The sequence below is a fragment of the Acinetobacter sp. SwsAc6 genome (assembly GCF_013391565.1).
Classification (GTDB): domain Bacteria; phylum Pseudomonadota; class Gammaproteobacteria; order Pseudomonadales; family Moraxellaceae; genus Acinetobacter; species Acinetobacter cumulans.
This window is the reverse complement of record NZ_JACAXE010000043.1, coordinates 1-17,987: the sequence shown is the minus strand read 5'-3', so window position 1 is coordinate 17,987 and position 17,987 is coordinate 1. Positions and strand designations below refer to the sequence as shown.

The 17,987-nt window shown below is 37.3% G+C and carries 16 protein-coding genes, 1 tRNA gene and 5 pseudogenes; 7 read left to right on the top strand and 15 right to left on the bottom strand.

Annotated elements, in window-relative coordinates:
- The 9 genes and pseudogenes from HYG93_RS18070 to HYG93_RS18030 all read right to left on the bottom strand — a co-directional run.
- A pseudogene (locus HYG93_RS18070) lies at positions 1-189 on the bottom strand (IS3 family transposase); the annotation flags it as partial.
- A 59-nt stretch (positions 190-248) separates the two neighbouring features.
- Positions 249-449 (bottom strand): annotated as a pseudogene (locus HYG93_RS19550) (hypothetical protein); the annotation flags it as partial.
- Between the two features lie 428 nt (positions 450-877).
- Positions 878-1,969, bottom strand: coding sequence for a redox-regulated ATPase YchF (gene ychF, locus HYG93_RS18060; protein ID WP_106986674.1), 1,092 nt, complete (start codon positions 1,967-1,969; stop codon positions 878-880).
- A 107-nt stretch (positions 1,970-2,076) separates the two neighbouring features.
- Complete coding sequence (locus HYG93_RS18055; RefSeq protein WP_106986673.1) at positions 2,077-2,736, bottom strand: methionine ABC transporter permease; 660 nt, start codon at positions 2,734-2,736, stop codon at positions 2,077-2,079.
- Positions 2,717-3,787: pseudogene (locus tag HYG93_RS18050) on the bottom strand (methionine ABC transporter ATP-binding protein). The gene HYG93_RS18055 and the pseudogene HYG93_RS18050 overlap by 20 nt, the downstream one beginning before the upstream one ends.
- Before the next feature lie 10 nt (positions 3,788-3,797).
- A pseudogene (locus tag HYG93_RS18045) lies at positions 3,798-4,640 on the bottom strand (MetQ/NlpA family ABC transporter substrate-binding protein).
- A 95-nt stretch (positions 4,641-4,735) separates the two neighbouring features.
- A complete protein-coding gene (locus HYG93_RS18040) occupies positions 4,736-6,157 on the bottom strand; it encodes an LLM class flavin-dependent oxidoreductase (protein ID WP_178962735.1) in 1,422 nt (473 codons plus the stop codon).
- The gene (locus HYG93_RS18035; RefSeq protein WP_120366063.1) at positions 6,157-7,380 is read right to left on the bottom strand and encodes an SfnB family sulfur acquisition oxidoreductase; all 1,224 of its coding nucleotides are present in this window, start codon (positions 7,378-7,380) and stop codon (positions 6,157-6,159) included. Before HYG93_RS18035 ends, HYG93_RS18040 begins: the two co-directional genes overlap by 1 nt.
- A gap of 13 nt (positions 7,381-7,393) precedes the next feature.
- A complete protein-coding gene (locus HYG93_RS18030) occupies positions 7,394-8,596 on the bottom strand; it encodes an SfnB family sulfur acquisition oxidoreductase (RefSeq protein ID WP_178962734.1) in 1,203 nt (400 codons plus the stop codon).
- Between the two features lie 365 nt (positions 8,597-8,961).
- Here HYG93_RS18030 and HYG93_RS18025 point away from each other — a divergent pair, with 365 nt between their 5' ends.
- Positions 8,962-9,726, top strand: a complete 765-nt coding sequence (locus HYG93_RS18025; protein WP_106986669.1) for a glutathione S-transferase family protein — start codon at positions 8,962-8,964, stop codon at positions 9,724-9,726.
- Positions 9,727-9,875: 149 nt separating this feature from the next.
- On the opposite strand, the gene HYG93_RS18020 is transcribed toward HYG93_RS18025, so the two are convergent.
- The gene (locus HYG93_RS18020; RefSeq protein ID WP_106986668.1) at positions 9,876-11,165 is read right to left on the bottom strand and encodes a hypothetical protein; all 1,290 of its coding nucleotides are present in this window, start codon (positions 11,163-11,165) and stop codon (positions 9,876-9,878) included.
- 476 nt (positions 11,166-11,641) lie between these two features.
- Between HYG93_RS18020 and HYG93_RS18015 the strand changes: the two genes are divergently transcribed.
- On the top strand, positions 11,642-12,112 hold the full coding sequence (locus HYG93_RS18015) for an Lrp/AsnC family transcriptional regulator (RefSeq protein ID WP_106986675.1): 471 nt from the start codon (positions 11,642-11,644) through the stop codon (positions 12,110-12,112).
- Between the two features lie 82 nt (positions 12,113-12,194).
- Here HYG93_RS18015 and HYG93_RS18010 read toward each other — a convergent pair whose 3' ends face one another.
- Both HYG93_RS18010 and HYG93_RS18005 read right to left on the bottom strand, forming a co-directional pair.
- Positions 12,195-12,944 (bottom strand): YebC/PmpR family DNA-binding transcriptional regulator, encoded by a 750-nt coding sequence (locus tag HYG93_RS18010; RefSeq protein WP_106986667.1) that lies wholly within the window; start codon positions 12,942-12,944, stop codon positions 12,195-12,197.
- A 113-nt stretch (positions 12,945-13,057) separates the two neighbouring features.
- Positions 13,058-13,621: a 1-acyl-sn-glycerol-3-phosphate acyltransferase gene (locus HYG93_RS18005; RefSeq protein WP_106986666.1), complete on the bottom strand. Its 564-nt coding sequence runs from the start codon at positions 13,619-13,621 to the stop codon at positions 13,058-13,060.
- Between the two features lie 263 nt (positions 13,622-13,884).
- On the opposite strand from HYG93_RS18005, the gene HYG93_RS18000 reads away from it, so the two are divergent.
- Together HYG93_RS18000 and HYG93_RS17995 are read left to right on the top strand one after the other, a co-directional pair.
- Entirely contained in the window at positions 13,885-14,046 is a 162-nt protein-coding gene (locus HYG93_RS18000) for a hypothetical protein (RefSeq protein WP_155687858.1), read from the top strand.
- Positions 14,047-14,351: 305 nt separating this feature from the next.
- Positions 14,352-14,428 (top strand) — tRNA-Ile (locus HYG93_RS17995).
- Between the two features lie 154 nt (positions 14,429-14,582).
- Here HYG93_RS17995 and HYG93_RS19260 read toward each other — a convergent pair.
- Positions 14,583-14,732, bottom strand: a pseudogene (locus HYG93_RS19260) (IS5/IS1182 family transposase); the annotation flags it as partial.
- A gap of 224 nt (positions 14,733-14,956) precedes the next feature.
- Complete coding sequence (locus HYG93_RS17990; RefSeq protein WP_178962733.1) at positions 14,957-15,868, bottom strand: hypothetical protein; 912 nt, start codon at positions 15,866-15,868, stop codon at positions 14,957-14,959.
- Positions 15,869-15,977: 109 nt separating this feature from the next.
- On the opposite strand from HYG93_RS17990, the gene HYG93_RS17985 reads away from it, so the two are divergent.
- The 3 genes from HYG93_RS17985 (at position 15,978) to HYG93_RS17975 (ending at position 17,776) form a co-directional block, all read left to right on the top strand.
- Positions 15,978-16,190: a helix-turn-helix domain-containing protein gene (locus HYG93_RS17985; RefSeq protein WP_178962732.1), complete on the top strand. Its 213-nt coding sequence runs from the start codon at positions 15,978-15,980 to the stop codon at positions 16,188-16,190.
- A 220-nt stretch (positions 16,191-16,410) separates the two neighbouring features.
- Entirely contained in the window at positions 16,411-16,950 is a 540-nt protein-coding gene (locus HYG93_RS17980; protein WP_178962731.1) for a hypothetical protein, read from the top strand.
- Position 16,951: 1 nt separating this feature from the next.
- Positions 16,952-17,776 carry a hypothetical protein gene (locus HYG93_RS17975; protein WP_178962730.1) on the top strand — a complete coding sequence of 275 codons (825 nt, stop codon included), beginning with the start codon at positions 16,952-16,954 and terminating at the stop codon, positions 17,774-17,776.
- Position 17,777: 1 nt separating this feature from the next.
- On the opposite strand, the gene HYG93_RS17970 is transcribed toward HYG93_RS17975, so the two are convergent.
- Positions 17,778-17,987, bottom strand: a 210-nt coding sequence (locus HYG93_RS17970) for an IS3 family transposase (RefSeq protein ID WP_178962729.1), incomplete at its 5' end; no start/stop codon positions are given.

Below are 17,987 nucleotides of genomic sequence, written 5' to 3'. Positions count from 1 at the left end.
TTGTACTTTGATAGGATTTTGCTCATCTAAATGCTTTTGATGCCAAGCACGAAGTGTTTCAGGAGTACAACCAATCTTAGGCGCAATAGCTGTGATCGCAGCCCAATTAGATGGATAGTCTTTTTCAAATTCAATCAATAATTGAACCGCTCTTTCTCTGATTTCAGGGGTATATTTTAATTTGGTCATCGGAACATTCTCTCAGAATACTGAGTCTCCGACAAACCCGGTACGGTTCATTTTGCGACTTTTGCTTCTGTTTTAGCAACAGCTTTTTCAGTTTTTAGGCTTTGTTTGTGTGCTTGTACGGGTTGAGTGGCAACACATTTGCCACCTTTATGATTTGCACCTGTGCCACCTGTGAGTGTGGTGCCTTTTGGGCATGCAAATGCTGTTGCACTGAGTACACTTAAAACACCTGCAGCGATTATTGTGCTTAATTTTTTCATTGCTTTTATCTTTATAACAAAGGGCGTTGGTGCCTAATATTTAAAATATGCCGTATTGGGTCGTATATCTGCAGCAGTTCTGATGTAAGTATGAGATAGCAATAGTGTGCCTATGTATTTTATTTTTGCTCTTAAGTTTGGTTTCATTTTAATGCTTTAAATATATACGGTTGTATATTGGTTCAATGTTTTATTTATATTTAAATCGTTTTGAATTCACATATATATATAGGCGCTACACATGTATCGATTGAGCATACTCCCAATTTAATATACGCCGTATTTACCCACTCTGCTGATCATTTTCTCTCAATTGTTTTTTGTTCAATGTTTGTCTTGAATCTTCGTAACTAATTTATAAATAGGCTACCTATTAATGCATTGCTACAAAAAAAGCACCCGAAGGTGCTTTTTGTAACGTATTTAAATTATACGTTAAAGCGGAAGTGTAAAACGTCACCGTCTTGAACGATGTAAGTTTTACCTTCTAAACGCCATTTACCTGCTTCTTTTGCACCCGCTTCACCATTGAATTGAACAAAGTCGTTATAAGCGACACATTCAGCACGGATAAAGCCTTTTTCGAAGTCTGTATGAATAACGCCAGCCGCTTGAGGTGCTGTTGCACCAATTTTAACGGTCCAAGCACGTACTTCTTGTACGCCTGCTGTAAAGTAAGTTTGAAGGCCAAGTAAGCCATAGCCTGCACGAATAACCACGTTTAGACCTGGTTCTTCCATGCCTAAAGCTTCTAAGAATTCTGCACGGTCTTCATCTTCAAGCAATGAAATTTCAGCTTCAATTTGGTTGCAAAGTGGAACCACAATTGCATTTTCAGAAGCAGCTAAATTTTTAACAGCTTCAAGGTGTGGGTTGTTTTCAAAACCATCTTCTGCAACGTTGGCAATGTACATGGTTGGTTTTAAAGTCAGTAGACCAAAACCACGAACCAATTTACGCTCGTCGTCATCTAGAGTTGCTGCACGTGCAGGCTTACCTTCATCCAGTAGAGGTAAAATTTTGTCTAAAACTGCTTTTGTTGCAATCGCTTCTTTATCGCCACTTTTTGCAGATTTAGCTAAACGAGTAACTGCTTTAGTTACAGTTTCTAAGTCAGCTAAAGCAAGTTCAGTGTTAATGGTTGCAATGTCATCTAATGGATCAATTTTGCCATTTACGTGAATGACATTTTCGTCTTCAAAACAACGTACAACGTGTGCAATTGCATCTGTTTCACGGATGTTTGCAAGGAATTGGTTACCCAAGCCTTCACCTTTAGACGCACCAGCAACAAGACCAGCAATGTCGACAAATTCCATCGTGGTTGGAATTACACGTTGTGGTTTAACAATCGCTGTAAGATTGTCTAAACGTGGGTCTGGCACAGGAACGATCCCTGTGTTGGGTTCAATCGTACAGAATGGGAAGTTTTCAGCAGCAATAGCAGCTTTAGTAAGAGCATTGAAAAGAGTAGATTTACCAACGTTCGGCAAGCCGACAATACCGCAATTAAAACCCATGAAATAACTCACACAGTGTTATATATAAAATTGCCGACGATTTTACATGAAAGCCATGACAAAGTCATGGCTTGCATAGGGGAGCATATAAGCTTTTACGGTGTTGTCTATATTTTACGTTTATCGAGCTGTGCAGCGAGTAAATCACCTGTGGCTTGTACCAGCATAACCAAAATGACCAAGACGACAATGACGGCAAGCATAATTTGCATATCAAAGCGTTGGTAACCATAGCGGTAAGCAATATCACCCAAACCGCCTGCACCAATTGCACCCGCAATAGCAGATGAATTAATCATGGTGACAATGGTCACGGTAAATCCAGCCACAATGCCAGGAAGGGCTTCGGGTAAAAGCACATGCCAAATAATTTGTTTGCGGTTACTACCGATAGCTTGAGCTGCCTCAATTAAACCATGATCAACTTCACGTAGGCTGACTTCCGCAATACGTGCAAAAAATGGTGTGGCTGCCAAAGTTAGTGGCACAACGGCAGCCCAAACGCCGTAACTGGTACCCACGATCCAGCGGGTAAGTGGAATAAGCGCGACCATTAAAATTAAAAAAGGTACAGAGCGTGTAAGGTTAACCACCCAGCCAAGGCTACGATTAATATGTTTGGCTGGATAAATGCCATATTCAGATGTACTAACCAAAATGACAGCCAAAGGCAAACCAATCAAAAAAGCAAAGAGGGCAGATGAGCCGACCATTAACAGCGTGTCAATTGTGCCTGTAATGAGTAAATCAATGAGTTGATTGTGCATAGCCGAGGACCTCCACTTGTGCAATATAAGGTGCAAGTTTGCTAGAAAGGGTATCTAGATCAAATTCGGTAGAAGCTAAGGCGACAATCAAGGAACCAATGAGGTGCTGTTGAATACTGTCCACATGACTTTGTATGAGATGTACAGGTGCATCAAATTGTTCAAAGATTAGTTTTAAGTCTGGCGACTGGCCAAGGGTAGAGGCATAACGAAGTTTTAAAATACTCAAACGATGCTGGCTGGTTTTTTCTAAATCATAACTGAGCGGTATATCCAGCTGTTCTAAGCTCAAAAGCTCTTGCGTGATCTTTTGCTGTGGGTTTGAAAATACCTACCATACTTGACCAGACTCTACAATTTCACCTTGATCAATCACCACGACTTGATCGCAAATTTCACGAATGACCTGCATTTCATGAGTAATCAGCACAATGGTAATTCCAAGCTTTTGATTAATCTCTTTTAATAAACTAAGCACCGCTGAAGTGCTTTCAGGATCAAGTGCTGATGTGGCTTCATCGCAAAGCAGAATTTCAGGGTGATGAACCAAAGCGCGGGCAATTCCCACGCGTTGCTTTTGCCCACCAGATAATTGAGATGGATAATGATCTGCTTTATCGGCTAGGCCGACCAATTGCAATACTTCTTTTACGCGTTGATCGATATCAGTTTTGGCAAAACCAGACACTTTGAGTGGAAGTGCAATATTGTCATACACAGTTTTGGCAGACATTAAATTGAAGTGCTGAAAAATCATGCCAATACGTTGGCGCAGTTGAATTAACTGTGCATGTGAAAGCTCTGCAAGATTTTGTTGCTGTACATGTATGCTCCCGTCACTTAATTGCTCTAGGCCATTGAGCGTGCGAATGAGGGATGATTTGCCCGCACCACTTTTTCCAATAATGCCAAAGATTGAGCCCTTGGGAATATCTAGGTTGATATTCTTAAGCGCATGCACTTGCTTGCCTTGAACAGCATAGTATTTATTTAAGTTGCGAATTTTAATGGCAGGGCGTGCGAATTCGCTATGTGTACCAAAACTCACCATGATTGACTCCTTATTTCCAGCCTGCAAACCACAGTTTTTCACCCACTTCAGCATTGATCGCTTGTTTGACTTGAGCTGAGTTTTGATAAATATGGATGAATTTTTTTAATTGTTCGGCTTTTTCTGGATGCTGTGTTTCATAGTCATCACGAACCACGAATAAAATGGCATAGCGGTTGCTGGTGGTGTCATCAAAAGCCAGTGCATCATTTGGGTCAAGCGTACCTGCAAGGCGTAAATAATGTGGGTAACTAAAGACAAGGTCTGCTTCATCCACAGCGCGTGCAGTTTGTGGGCCTTCAACTTCAACAAATTTGAAGTTTTTAGGATTGCTGGCAATATCTTGCAAATTTGAAAGATGGTTATTCGGATCTTTTAAGCCAATGAGTTTGACTTGTTGTAATAGCAACAGCGCACGGCCTTGGTTAACAGGGTCATTTGGGATAACCACTTGAGCGCCATTTGGCACATCTTGAAGGCTTTTGTATTTTTTAGAATACAGGCCAACATGTGTGGCAATACCATGTGCAATCGGTTTGATTTTATAAGCTGCTTCCTTGATGGCATTGCTTAAGAAGGGCTGATGTTAAAAATAGTTTGCATCTATATCCCCGTGATTTAAGGTAATGTTTGGTGTGTTCCAATCGGAAAATTCGACCAAACGAACATTGATGCCATCTTTTTTCGCTTCATCGACTGCGACTTGTAAGGGTTTGGCAAAAGGTGGACTAATCCCAATCACAATTTCGTCTGTCGTGGTACTACGCTTTTGATTCCAAATCACAAGGCCAATGACCAGCACTGCGACAATGACCCCAATGAAGCTGAGTTTGGTTTTTGTATTTACTGCCATAATTGAATACTCTTATTTTCAATGCATTTTTAATAGATGTTGATCGCTTTTCATGTGTGCAACTTCGTCATACGGTTGTCATTACTGCTATGGGTTTAAGCTAAGGTGCTAACTTTTGTTGCAGCCTTTTCTGAAGCAGCTTTTGTGTCTTGCGGTTGACATCGATACTGTTCAACAGGATGCGTGTGCGGAAGTAAATCGCCATTTTGGAAAAGTTTGTGTCTTAAACTGCCTTGACGATATGCAGTTTTATAGCGCCCACGTTGTTGTAATTCAGGTATGACATAACGAATAAAATCGTGATGTGATTCAGGTGCAACCGTACGTGTCAGGTTAAAACCATCAATGCCTGTTTCATCTAAATATTGAATCAATTGCGTGGCAATGCTGGCGCCACTGCCGACAAATAAGGGGTAACGTCCCCCGAGTTTTAATTGGGCTTTTAAATCATTTGGTGTGATTTTTTGTGATTTAAAGCGTTGATTTACAGACGCAATGCTATTGGTTTTTTGATAGGGAATGGCTTCATCATCAGCAAATTGACTGAGGTCGATGCCTATTGAACTTGAAAAATGGGCCAAGCCAGCTTCTGGACTGGCATAACTTATATATTCGGCAAGCTTTTGCTGTGCGAGCTCATCGGTTTCAGCAGTAATTACACTAATACCCACCAATAGTTTAAGCTGATTTGGGTCGCGGCCTTGGCTGCGGGCTTGAGCTCGAATTTGTTCAACTTGCTGTTTTACTTTTGCGGGTTGGTCTGCACCAATAAACATTGCCTCTGCATGTTGAGTCGCAAAACTTAAGCCACGTGTAGAAGCGCCGGCTTGAAACAAAACAGGTGTGCGTTGTACTGACGGAGACACTTGGAACACCCCTTGGCTGTGATAAAACTGACCTTGGTGGTGTATTGCATGTACCTTGCTGGGCTGGGTAAATATACGCTGGGATTTATCTTTTATTACAGCATCATGTTCCCAAGAGCCTTCCCAAAATTTATAGCAGAGACTTAAAAATTCTTCGGCTTGCTCATAACGCAGGTCATGGTCTTGTAGGCCAGTTTGATCAATTAATCGCGCTGCACTGTCGAGATAACCCGTCACAATGTTCCAGCCAATTCGTCCTTGGGTTAAATGGTCTAAACTGGCAAAACGACGAGCAAATTGATAGGGCGTTTCATAGCTTAAATTGACGGTCACGCCAAAGCCTAAATTTTGCGTTACGGCAGCCATTGCTGAAACCAAAGTACTTGGGTCATGGCTAGGCAATTGAATGGACTCTTTTAAGGTTAAATCAATATTGCCCTGATAGACGTCGTATACGCCCGTAATATCAGCAATGAACAGCCCATCAAATAAACCTTGTTCCAGTGTTTTAGCTAAACCTGTCCAATAGCTAAGCTCATTGAAACGATGTGATTCATCGCGTGGATGTGTCCATAAGCCATGGTTGATATGACCCACACAATTCATATCAAAGGCATTTAAAATAATTTCTTTATCAGGTATTTGTGTCATTACAGTGTCCCTCGACGAGGTGGAAGTACACCGTTTAATACATAGTTTGCAATAAAATAATATTTCCAGCGTGAGGCATCATGTAGAGTGTGCACACGTGCATTACGCCAAAAACGGTCAAGACCATCACTGCGCTGACTCCCTCTGCTACCTGCGAGTTCAATTAATTTAGACGACGCCTTGAGGGCCGTATCCGTGCTATGTGCACGAACCTTAGCAACATCCAGTGAAGCTTTGGCAATATTTTCTACAGTAGGGTATGGTTTAGCGGCATCAATAGAACGCGCTGCTTGTTTAAGCAATACTTCGCTCGCACGGACATCTGCAACAATACGACCCAATTCAAATTTGGTGAGTGGATCTTCTGTTGCAGTATCTACACCTGAATCAATCCACGGGCGGGCTTGGCGTACACGTAGCAAGGTTTCCTCAAAGGCAGCTCGTGCAATGCCTGTTTCAATGGCTGCATGCATAATTTGAGCAAAAGGCCCGACAAGTGTAGGTGTACTAAATGCATCATCAAATGCAATCACATCTTCAGCTTTGACCTGTACATGGTTGAATTTAACCGTGCCACTGCCTGTAGTGCGCTGGCCAAAACCCGACCAGTCATCAATCAGTTCTAGTCCTTCACTTTCACGAGGAATAAAAGCAAGAAATTCACGGCCTTCAGCATTTTTTACGAGGGTTGGGATACGATGTGCAAATAAACTACCTGTGCAGTAAAACTTCTCACCATTGACTTCAAAGCCATCACTTGTAGCGCTAATTGCGCTATATTTTTGTGTGGAATTTTTGGTTTTAAACTCGGCCAAGGCATTGCCAAAGCGAGCACCTTTGAGTACCTCTGCATAGAGTTTTTGTTTTTGTTGCACTGTACCTGTATTGCGGAGTACTTCAAGGGCATAAAAGTGGTTCTGTGGAATTTGACCAATCGAGCCATCTGCACCACTCATCAGTGCAATAATACGCGCAACGGTATAACTTGATACCTCAGCACCGCCGTATTCTTTAGGTACGGTAATGGCCCACAGACCTGACTGGCTGTAGCTTTCAATTTCATCGAAAGGCAGTTGTCGATCTGAATCTCGTTGAATTGCATTGTGCTGAAATTGCTCAGCTAATCGAGTCGCAATTTCAAGTGCTTCCGCATCTGAACGAATAATATGGGCATTGGCTACAGAATTGGATTGAAAAGAAACAAGGTTATGAAATGAGGTCATGTTGAGTCGTCCTTTAAATCCAAGCGTGGCGGGCAGGGAGTTTATTGTTAAGGTAATAATCCCCTAAGGCATGTAATTTCCAACGGATCGGATCATGTAAGGTATGCACACGTGCATTACGCCAATGTTGATCGAGTTGATGTGCGCTTAAGCTGGAACGGCTACCGCCTAATTCGAGTAATTTTTCAGATATCTGTAAAGCCGCATCATTGGCATACACTTTGGCTTCTGCAACCAAGATCGATGCCTTGGCTGCTTGTTCTTCTGTAATATGAGTTAATTGATCAAGTTCATCTAGATATTCAGCGGCATCATCCAAAAGTAAAATCGCAGCATCTAAGTGCACTGCCGACTTACCCACCTCTTGTAGGGTGTAATGTTCTTCACTGGCTTTTTCCACTTGTGCATCAATTATTGGTCGAGCACGTTTTACCGCGCTGATGGTGTCGGAGAAGGCTGCTTCAGCAATACCCACATCAATAGCAACTTGTAGGAGCTGTGAATAAGCACCACGATAACTCGGCTGTGTAGTGAGTTTACGTTCATCAAAAATTAAAAATGGATCAATAACAACTTGATTGAGTTTAATCGTGCCACTTGAGGTTGTGCGTTGTCCAAAACCGTCCCAATTGTCGATGACTTCTACACCTTCAGCTTTGGCAGGCAAAATAACCAATACCACATGACCTTCAGGATAAATGGCTTTTACGGCTAACCAGTCGGCAAAACTACTGCCTGTAGAATAGAATTTTTCGCCTTGCAAAATGTAATTGCCATTTTCAATATCTAATCGAGTATTGAGAGTTTTACTGTCTTTGGTATTACGCTCTGGGCCACCATTGGCGAGTCTTTTGCCTTGCAGAATTTGATTAAAAATAAAGGTCTTCTGTTCTTCTGAGCCCATAATATCCACCAAATTAAGTAAGCTAATTTGGTTTTGCGGGATTTGACCGACACTCGAATCCGCCTGATTCAAAATACGAAATACATGTGCCAAAGTTTTATTTGAAATGAAGGCACCGCCGTATTGCTTGGGTATGCGCATGGCACCTAAGCCTTTTTGGCTAAAGAGTTCAATTTCAGCAAATGGAAGTTGACGCTTTTGATCACGAAGATTACGACCTTCTAAAGCAAAGTCGGCTACGTGGTAGGCCGCTGTAATTGCATCTTGGTCATTTTCAAGAATATGTACATTATCGGCAGTTAAACGAGACATAAGAGCACCTATATTTAATCTCCAAACGCTAACTGCTCTGATTGCAATAATTAAATGTGAGTTTTCGATGACCTTATGCAAAAAAGTCCTATGAATTTATCCTGCTGAATTTTTTAATTTTACGTATACATTAAGTATATGAAATATATTGAATTTAATTATTTATTAAGAGTTTTTAACAAGCGGTATATATTGAATTTAGATATTCATGCGATAAAATCGTATAAAAATAAATAACTTTAGTGACAAAACATTCAGCAATTTGGAAAAAAAGTTCATTGTTTTTGAACGAGGCAGTGTCTAAAGTATCTGACTAAAATACTTGTCCGCATGGATTGGGTAAGACAATAATTTTTGGAGTATATATGCGCACCTTATACCAGTTTCCTTTATCGCATTTTTGTGAAAAAGCACGCTGGCTACTCGACCATAAAGAGCTTGAATATACTGCTCATAATTTGATGCCTGGTGTGCATCGTGCTTTTGCTCAGCTTAAAACAGGTCAAAATAAACTTCCTATTTTGCGTGATGAAGAATGTTGGGTTGCCGATTCTACGCAAATTGCACTGTATTTAGATGAAAAATACCCAGAACATGGCTTGCTGAGGGCTGATCCACAATTACGCACTCAAGCTTTAGATATTAATTTAATGTCAATTGAATTGGGGCAACATGTGCGCCGTTGGGGCTTATCACATGTGCTGAATGAAGGTGGTGAGTCTTTAGATATTTTAATTGGTGAAAAAGGCTACTTACGCCAATTTGAAAAATACAGTAAACCAATTTTGAAAGCGATTATGTCCAAAGGCTATCAGCTTGATACCGACAAAGTCGCGCAATCAAAAACACAGATGCAACAGCTCATTGAACAGCTGAATGAAAAAATTATTGAGCAGGGTGGTCGTTATTTTGTTGGCGACCGTATTGGTTTAGCAGATATTGCAGTTTGCTCGATGCTTGCACCTATCTTAGAGCTTGCAGGTACACCGTGGGAAAAAGAATCCGAAGATTTATTGTCGGATGAATTTAAAGACTATAAGGCCTACTTGCAGGAACTTCCATTAGGCCAATATGTACAACGAATATATCAAACAGAACGCAATGCACGGGTGGATTGGCGGGGTGTTTAATATGGTTGTTAATTAAGATTTAGACTCGTTTAAGGGTAAATCAAAAAGAATGCTGAAATCGTATCGAATTGACTTAAAGTATTAAAAAAACGCACCAGAAGGTGCATTTTTTTAATAGTACTTAGTAATAAATACTTTGCCTAGACAGCTTATACATAAGACGTAGGTGTATTTAGATCTAGCACAGGAGCTGTCAAAGGTAATGTGGTAATTAATTCAGGAATGTTACCAGTTAATAAGCCAGCAATTTTATTGGCTGCTTCACCTAATTGTGGCGCAATTGTACTAAGGTCAATCTGACCTAATCCACTTGCATTCGATAGAAGATCTGAAAGGTTTGGTAAGCTGGTCGTTGTTGAGCTGTTGCTATCGTGGCTTTGATCTGTAGATGGTTTGCTTAAGCTACCTAGTAGGTCGCCCAAGTCTGGAATATGTACGTTATCAAGTAAGTTGCTGAAATCACCTTTTTGATCCAGTACTGCAATGACTGGTTTCAATGAGTCAATGATATTATTTAGGTCGCTAGAAAGTGTTAATAATGATGGATTGCTTGTAAAGTCGATAATCGCTTTTACGCTGTTCAGTAAGTTATAAACGGTATTCACAGTTGTAACTTGGTCAGTATCTAAACTGCCACTGTCGGCCAGTAATTTGAGTAAAGGGCTAATCCCTTTGATCACACCTGAAATAGTTTCTGGAATATTCCCTTCGTTGGCTTTGGTTAATGTTCCTACTAAGGTTGTTACGCTACCAATCACTGAAGGTAAAGCTTTTTGCAGAAGTGCCATGTCAATTTTGGAGTTACCTGTATCGATAGATGCAAGTAATGGCATTAATGCTTGTGTAGCACCTTTGGCAATATCACCAAAATCAACATTACCCGATGTTGCACTGCCTGCAACTTGAATAATCGGCTGCGCAATATCAATGATTTTACTTAATGTGCTCACAATTTGACTCACGTCAGTATTGCTACTAGCACCTGCTAAAATTGTGAGCAGTGGTTTAACCGCGGTAATTGCAGAGGAAACACTATCTGATACATTGCCTTGATTGCCGAAGCTATTGATTAAGGTTGTAATGCTATTTACAACAGTAGGTAAAGATTGTAATAGCTGGCTTTGATTAATAGATGAAGTACCATTTGCTGATTGAAGTAAAGGTTGCAGGGTCTGCATCAGCGTATTGATGGTATCTGTATTCAGGGTTGGCTTTGCAGTACTAGCGCTTAGACTAGTCATTAAACTCATGAGCTTAGGTAAAGAACTTGATAAGCTACTGAGGTCAATCGTCGTTGGTTTGTTAGTAATTGAACTGATGATGGAACTAATTGGGTTAATAATAGTACTGAGACTATTTTGAATACTGCTGAGCTGTGTATTTGAGCTAAGAACCGGACTAATTTTAGTGCTGAGTAAGCTAATTAATTTAATTGCCATTTTTTATTCATTCCTTGTTATTTTCTAATCTGCTTTATTTTTGAGGGGGTCTTGTAAAGCAAATCTTTTTTAAACTGATTCAATTAAAATGTAAAATATTGAAAAATCCAGTAAAAATAAAAAAAAGAGAAGTTCATCACAAAAAATAATCTGTATATTGTTTTAATTAACTGAAAATAAAAGAATCTGTATTTAGTCAGATGATTTAAAAATTCTGACCAATGGTATACAGATGTATCGTATTTAAAGCTGAATTTTGCATTTATCTACATGATTTACATTAAGGCACAAGTACGCTATTTTTTATAAAAAGGATATTTGGGGATAAAAAATTCGAAAAATATGGAAATAACTGAAAAATAAATTTGCATTTCTCGTTTTCTTCTTTACATTAATTATTTATGTCACTTTTTAAGTGATTGTCGTACGAAAACAAAATAAATGTATATAAAGCTGTAGTTATGATGGAGCAAGGCATGGAATTAGATCGCTTTGATAAGCAAATTTTAGAAATATTAACCAATGAAGATCTGAATCTTAATGAATTGTCTGAGCGGATTAATTTATCAGTCAGTTCAGTCCATCGCCGTATTAAGCACTTGATTGATCAAAATATTATTTCTGGATTAAAACGAGAACTCAATTATCAGAAACTCGGTTTTAGTCTGCATGTGCTCTTGCAAGTATCATTAAGTAAGCATGACACAGACACCTTTGCAAAATTTCTAGAAGAGTTAGAAAGTATTCCTGAAGTGATTAATGCTTTTTTAGTGACGGGCCAATCTGCAGATTTTATTGTAGAAGTTGTTGCAAAAGATATGGAAAATTACAGCGATGTATTGTTAAAACGTATTGGAAAAATTGAACATGTGGTCGCACTGCATTCGAGTTTTGTGATTAAAGAATATAACGTATTTAATTGCACAGGATTGTTGAGCAAAGCTTAGTGACTTATCTTCATCTTATATGCAATAAATAAAAACGCGCCAATTGGCGCGTTTTTTTAGATGTATCTCGTTTTCAGCTTGATCAGTCGTCAAGTTGAGCAAGAACTTCATCCGTAAATTCAACGTTTGTATAAACGTTTTGTACATCGTCAAGGTCTTCAAACATATCGATCATTTTTACGATTTTCTTCGCTTGATCAACATCTGAAATTAATGCCTTAGTAGAAGGGTTCATTACAACTTCAGCGTTATCAGATTTTAAACCTGCAGCAGTTAAAGCATCTTGAACTTCACCAAATGTTTCTGGTGTTGTAATGACTAGAATTTCTTCTTCATCAACTTCAATATCTTCTGCGCCAGCTTCTAAAGCCACGTCCATGATTTTATCTTCTAAAGATACATCTTCAAAAGTAATCTCACCACGTTTAGTAAACATGTAGGCAACAGAACCTGCTGTACCTAAGTTACCATCAGTTTTTGAGAAGCAGTGACGAACATCTGGAACCGTACGGTTTAGGTTATCTGTCATTGTTTCAACAATAACAGCAACACCACCCACACCATAACCTTCGTAAGTCACTTCTTTTAGGTCTGCATTTTCTTCACCACCAACACCACGTGCAATTGCACGGTTAATAGTGTCACGTGTCATGTTTGCAACTAATGCTTTTTCGACTACTGCACGTAAACGTGGGTTAGAAGCAACATCGCCACCCCCTAAACGCGCTGCAGTAACGATTTCACGAATAAATTTTGTGAATACTTTAGCGCGACTCGCATCTTGTTTTGCTTTACGATGCTTTGTGTTAGCCCACTTGGAATGACCCGCCATGCGAAATATGCTCCTTGTAGATTGGCCTTATGCCTATCAAATTGTGCAAATTCTACCATAAGCACTTTTTTCTGATAAAGGGCTTAGCTTAGAGTTTTTAAACAATCAAAAATTTAGTTTTTAGATTCTGGGATAATAATATCCAATCCAGTATTTTCTTTATAAAGCTTTTTGAGTAAAGCTAAGTCATGGTCGAGTTCAGTTGGATAGATTTTTCCGAAGATCCCACCTTGTTTGGTTTTTGAATTAGCATACATTAATACAATGGGTACACCAGCGGCTTTAGCAATGTGCCAAAAACCAGTACGTATTGGCTTACGCGCTTCGCCACGCTTTGCTCGGGTCGCTTCAGGAGCAATGACCAAGTTAAATTCTGCGTTATTGGCAAAATGCTCAGCCATCTGAGAAACAATATCTTTATTCGCTTTACGATCGACAGGAATGCCCCCAATTGCATTGAGTAGAGGCTTGAAAGGGCCTTTAAAGAGTTCTTTTTTTATTAAAGTATGTATCTTGATGTTGTAGATGTTGAAAAGCGCTAGTGAAAGTACAGCATCCATCATTGATGTATGTTCAAAGCCAACAATCACTTGTTTTTTTTCTAGCACATCGGGTTCAACATGATAAGTCCAGCCTGCAAGCTTGAATGCAGACTCGCCAATAAATTTATTCAGCATGGGGTGTAAGAAGAGGTTGAAATAAAGTGCTTAATTTCTTCCTGTTTGAATCAACAGTCAAGAGTAAAACCGTATGCTTGATAATAATTTATGCGTGTTTTAATGACGTATTTCTGCCTGTTATTTAGAGTAAAAAAAAAACTAAGTCAATAAATATTAATTCATTAAATATATTATTCGATATAAAAAAAATATTAAAATGCGTGATTTTGCACTTTTTATTCAGTCAGATTCTTATTAGACTTTTGTCTTAGGTGTAAAGAATGCCTATGACAGATTTTATGGTTAAATTTTTTTGGAGACTGAAAAAAATGACTTTAATGAGCGTTTTGAGCTTTGCTCTAGCATTATTTATGTTAGTTGCTGTATGGTCTTTGATCGAAATTCAACTTGAATCTAAAAAGAAAGAAATAATTGAGTCTTAATTGTTCGATTTTGCTGAATGTTTAGAGAAGTGATACAGATATTCTTTTTATTTATAATTAAATAAAGTATTTATTATATATGTTTAATTAGACTTAAAAGCTATTACTTAAAGAAAACAAAGCTTGCACATATAAAGAAATATGATTCAAAACCAAAGTCTGTTACTTATAAACAGTCGTTTTGATACTTTATAAATGTTTTGAAAATGTACAACAAGCGCGAAAAGTACTTGTCTTTTGAAACAATGTTAGATAGTATTCTTTTCGCCTGAACTTGTTGAAATATAACAGTTTCGGTATATATAGGGCCTATAGCTCAGTTGGTTAGAGCAGCGGACTCATAATCCGTTGGTCCACAGTTCAAGTCTGTGTGGGCCCACCATATAAAACAACCACTTAGGTGTACTAATCCTAAGTGGTTTTTTTATTTTTAGATTCTGGTAAGCAAATGGTAAGCGGAATAAATCAACATTATTTTTCAATAGGTTTTGATAAACAAGGGATTTAAAGATAGAGTTTGATGTAGGTGCTCAAATTTAAGTGACAATATGGTGGGTATAAGGGCGACCTAATATCGTAAATTTATTTAAGACAGCCACACGTGTATGAATCTTTTTGACTTGACTGTCAAAATCCTTCGCACTGAATTGATCGCCTAATAATTTACTGCAATGCATCTTTGTGTCGTTGATACCTTAGACAATTTTGTCAATGCTTTTTCGTAGACGATTTGGCATTTTCAATAATTTATTTCGCTCTGTAAATTTCATTCGCTTAATTTCCCAATAACTAGCATTTGATCCAGATGGCATAGTCATAGAAAAAAAGAACTATTTCTTGATATGTATTACATTTGAAACGTTGAGTGGAGATATTAGACACTCCTTAACTCTAGTTGTGTGCCTAGATGTTAATCGTGAGTGTTGTTTTTATTTGAGAGAATATGCAGTATGTTGTGGGTAGGAAAAAAATCATTATAGTTAATAGTGATTTCACCATTTGATACAGTAGAAAATTTCGCATTCAATATTAAAGAATCTGAAACAGAAATGAAAATTTCTTTATTTTTTAATTTTTTAGATATAATAGAATTTCTACTCAAATTATATTCAGATATATATGAGTGCATTCGAATATTACTCTTCCAATCAGTACCTCTTAACTTGCGCCAATTTATATTAGTTACTTCAGCAATAGTTAAGTCTTTATAATTCATCTTTTTTATTTTATTAAAAATTATGTCAAACAAAAAAATGTGAGATCTATGCAGATAGCTAATATTTGATAAGAATTTTTCTAAGTTTTTTTCAAGTGTTTCAGCACAACAGTTACATAACTGATAATTATTAATGATTAATCCCCATTGATATAAAAGATAAATAGCATAAATAGCATCAAGATTATGGAAAGCAGAGATTTTTTTTAATATTGAATATGATACTGGTTGTGGGGAATATACTCCTTCGCATATTACATGTTCGCGAATACCTAAAGTTAAATTGTGCATTTCGCTTATAAGCTTATCTGAGTTGAATTCAAGATTTTCAATATTCCAAATCGGATGTTCAATAATATCGGTCGCACTAGGTATAAGTTCCTCAGTACTCTCTTTCCATGATTTTTGAGGTGTAGATAAACCAAATTTATATTTTTTAAATAATTTAGCTTCAGGTGAATATATAGAGTTTGAATACATGAATTTATAAAACTGGTATTCATTTGTTATTTTTAATTTCTTCAATTTTTTAGCTTCATTGAATAAATAATCATACCAAGTAATCGTTTTGGCATATTCCAAAATACCACGAGCTCTGCGTCCCATTTTTCCACTCCATACTAAAGTTGGGGTAAAGTTATTTTGTAATTATACTTCTTTTCTTTACCCCTTTAAACATGCTTTTATAGGTTTAAAGCATTCTAAAGAGAGAAATATGGTACTAAAGCATAAACAAAAGAAGATCACAAAAGATAGACTTTTGCTAACTACGAAGGAAGCAGCCAGATTACTGGGATATGCAGAACAAACATTGCGTAAATGGGCATTGTACGAAAATGGACCGATTAATCCTATTAGGCATGGACGTAGTCTTCGTTGGAGTAAGGCAGAAGTCTACAAATTTGCTGGTGTCAAAGAAGAAGCCTAGAAAAATCGAGACAGTTTTTCTTGTTATTAATGCTTATTGCATTTGATATATAAAAAAGACATGCAATAACAAGAAAAGCTAGCTCATCCAGAAAAAATTTATAATTGATTTTTTTAAAAATATCATTAGCTTAAATTTCATCTCAATTTAGGCTCTAGGCTTTGTCATGCTCAAAAAAAGCCCTTATGAAATTTTTAGAATAATGAATTTGGAGCTAATAATGTCCAAAAAACAAGCTAAACCAAAGAAGAGTTTTAAGCTATCTCGTTTGAAACAAGTCAACTTAATTGAACGTTCGCTAAGAAAATATTCCAACATGCTCGGCCAAACAGTAAAACTTACTGTTGTTGGGGGTGGTGATCAAAAAATTGCAAAAGATCGACTGAAAAATTCAATGATTACTCGCGTTAAGAAAGACTATTTGAGTCTTACACAACATACGTATCTTTTATCTATTGAAGCTAAAAGTCATGAAGATTGGTTTAAGAATCAAGCTAACTATATTTTTTGGTCAGAGCTATTTACTTATCTTCAAAGTCACAAAATAAAATGTGAATATAGAATTAACTTCTATAAGGAACTTTTTGATTATTTAACTAAATTAGAAGATGAAAATTTATTATATTTAATTAATAAGGAAATCTTGAAGAGAGATAAATATCATATTCCTAATATAATTTATAAAACAGATTTTATAAATTATTTTAAATTACCTAGAAATTTTTTTGAAAACTATAAACTTGATAATATGGAATGCTGAAATGAATAATAAATTGAATCTAGAAATTTTTGAATCTAGATGTGCTTGTTTAACTGAAATTTTATCTTCATATAGGGGGAATTTGGTTGTATTGGACTCATGTGGTGTAAAGGGTTTTCATAATACTTATATGACTGATGAATTCATGAGAGAATTAAAAGTATTATGTGAAGATATATATTCATATTTGAAAATAAATAAATCTAAGACTCAATATAAGAATATTTTGGGGGCATCAAGTATCTCACTTTTACATAAAAATGTTGAGGATTCTGATGTTATAGATAAAGAAAAACAACTTTTGATTAACCAAAATATTTTGAAAATTTTTAATGTTGTAAATTTTTTAATTGGGTTGATGTACAACATAGAGAAATCTCAAGCTAAAATTGAAAGGCTAAACTATAATTTCTATCTAATTTTAAAAATGATGGAAAAAAGTTTTAAAGATTTTCTTTCTGAAGTTTTACCTATAATTTCTCAATATTTTAATCATCTTATTGAGTTCGATCATACGGCTAAGACCATTAAAGAATTCAATACTTATGCAAAAGCCCAAAATGTACATGTCATAGCAGTCTGTAAGGATCTTGAAGTTAAGGTTTCAAAAAAGATAGTTAAAGCTTTAACAAGGTATTTAGATGAGTACAGGATCGCAGTTGAGGATATCTGTTATCGCCATAACGTAAGAATTAAAAGGACGGATGAGATTGAGAATATAGACGATTTGGATGTTGATCCGCAGACATATCATAATCCACCTTTGGTCACCGAGAGCCAGTTTGATTTGAACCGTACCGGGTTTGTCGGAGACATTTTTATTTAAGTTAGGCCACGTGATCTAACGGGTTAATCTTATCATAGTACATTGCTTCAAACTCAAAAGGCGATACATAACCCAATGCGCTGAGTACACGCTTTTTGTTGAACCAATCTACCCAATTTAATGTCGCAAGTTGTACATCCGCTAAACCTTGCCAGTCTGCTTTTAAATATTCAATCACCTCTGTTTTGTATAACCCATTCACTGTTTCAGC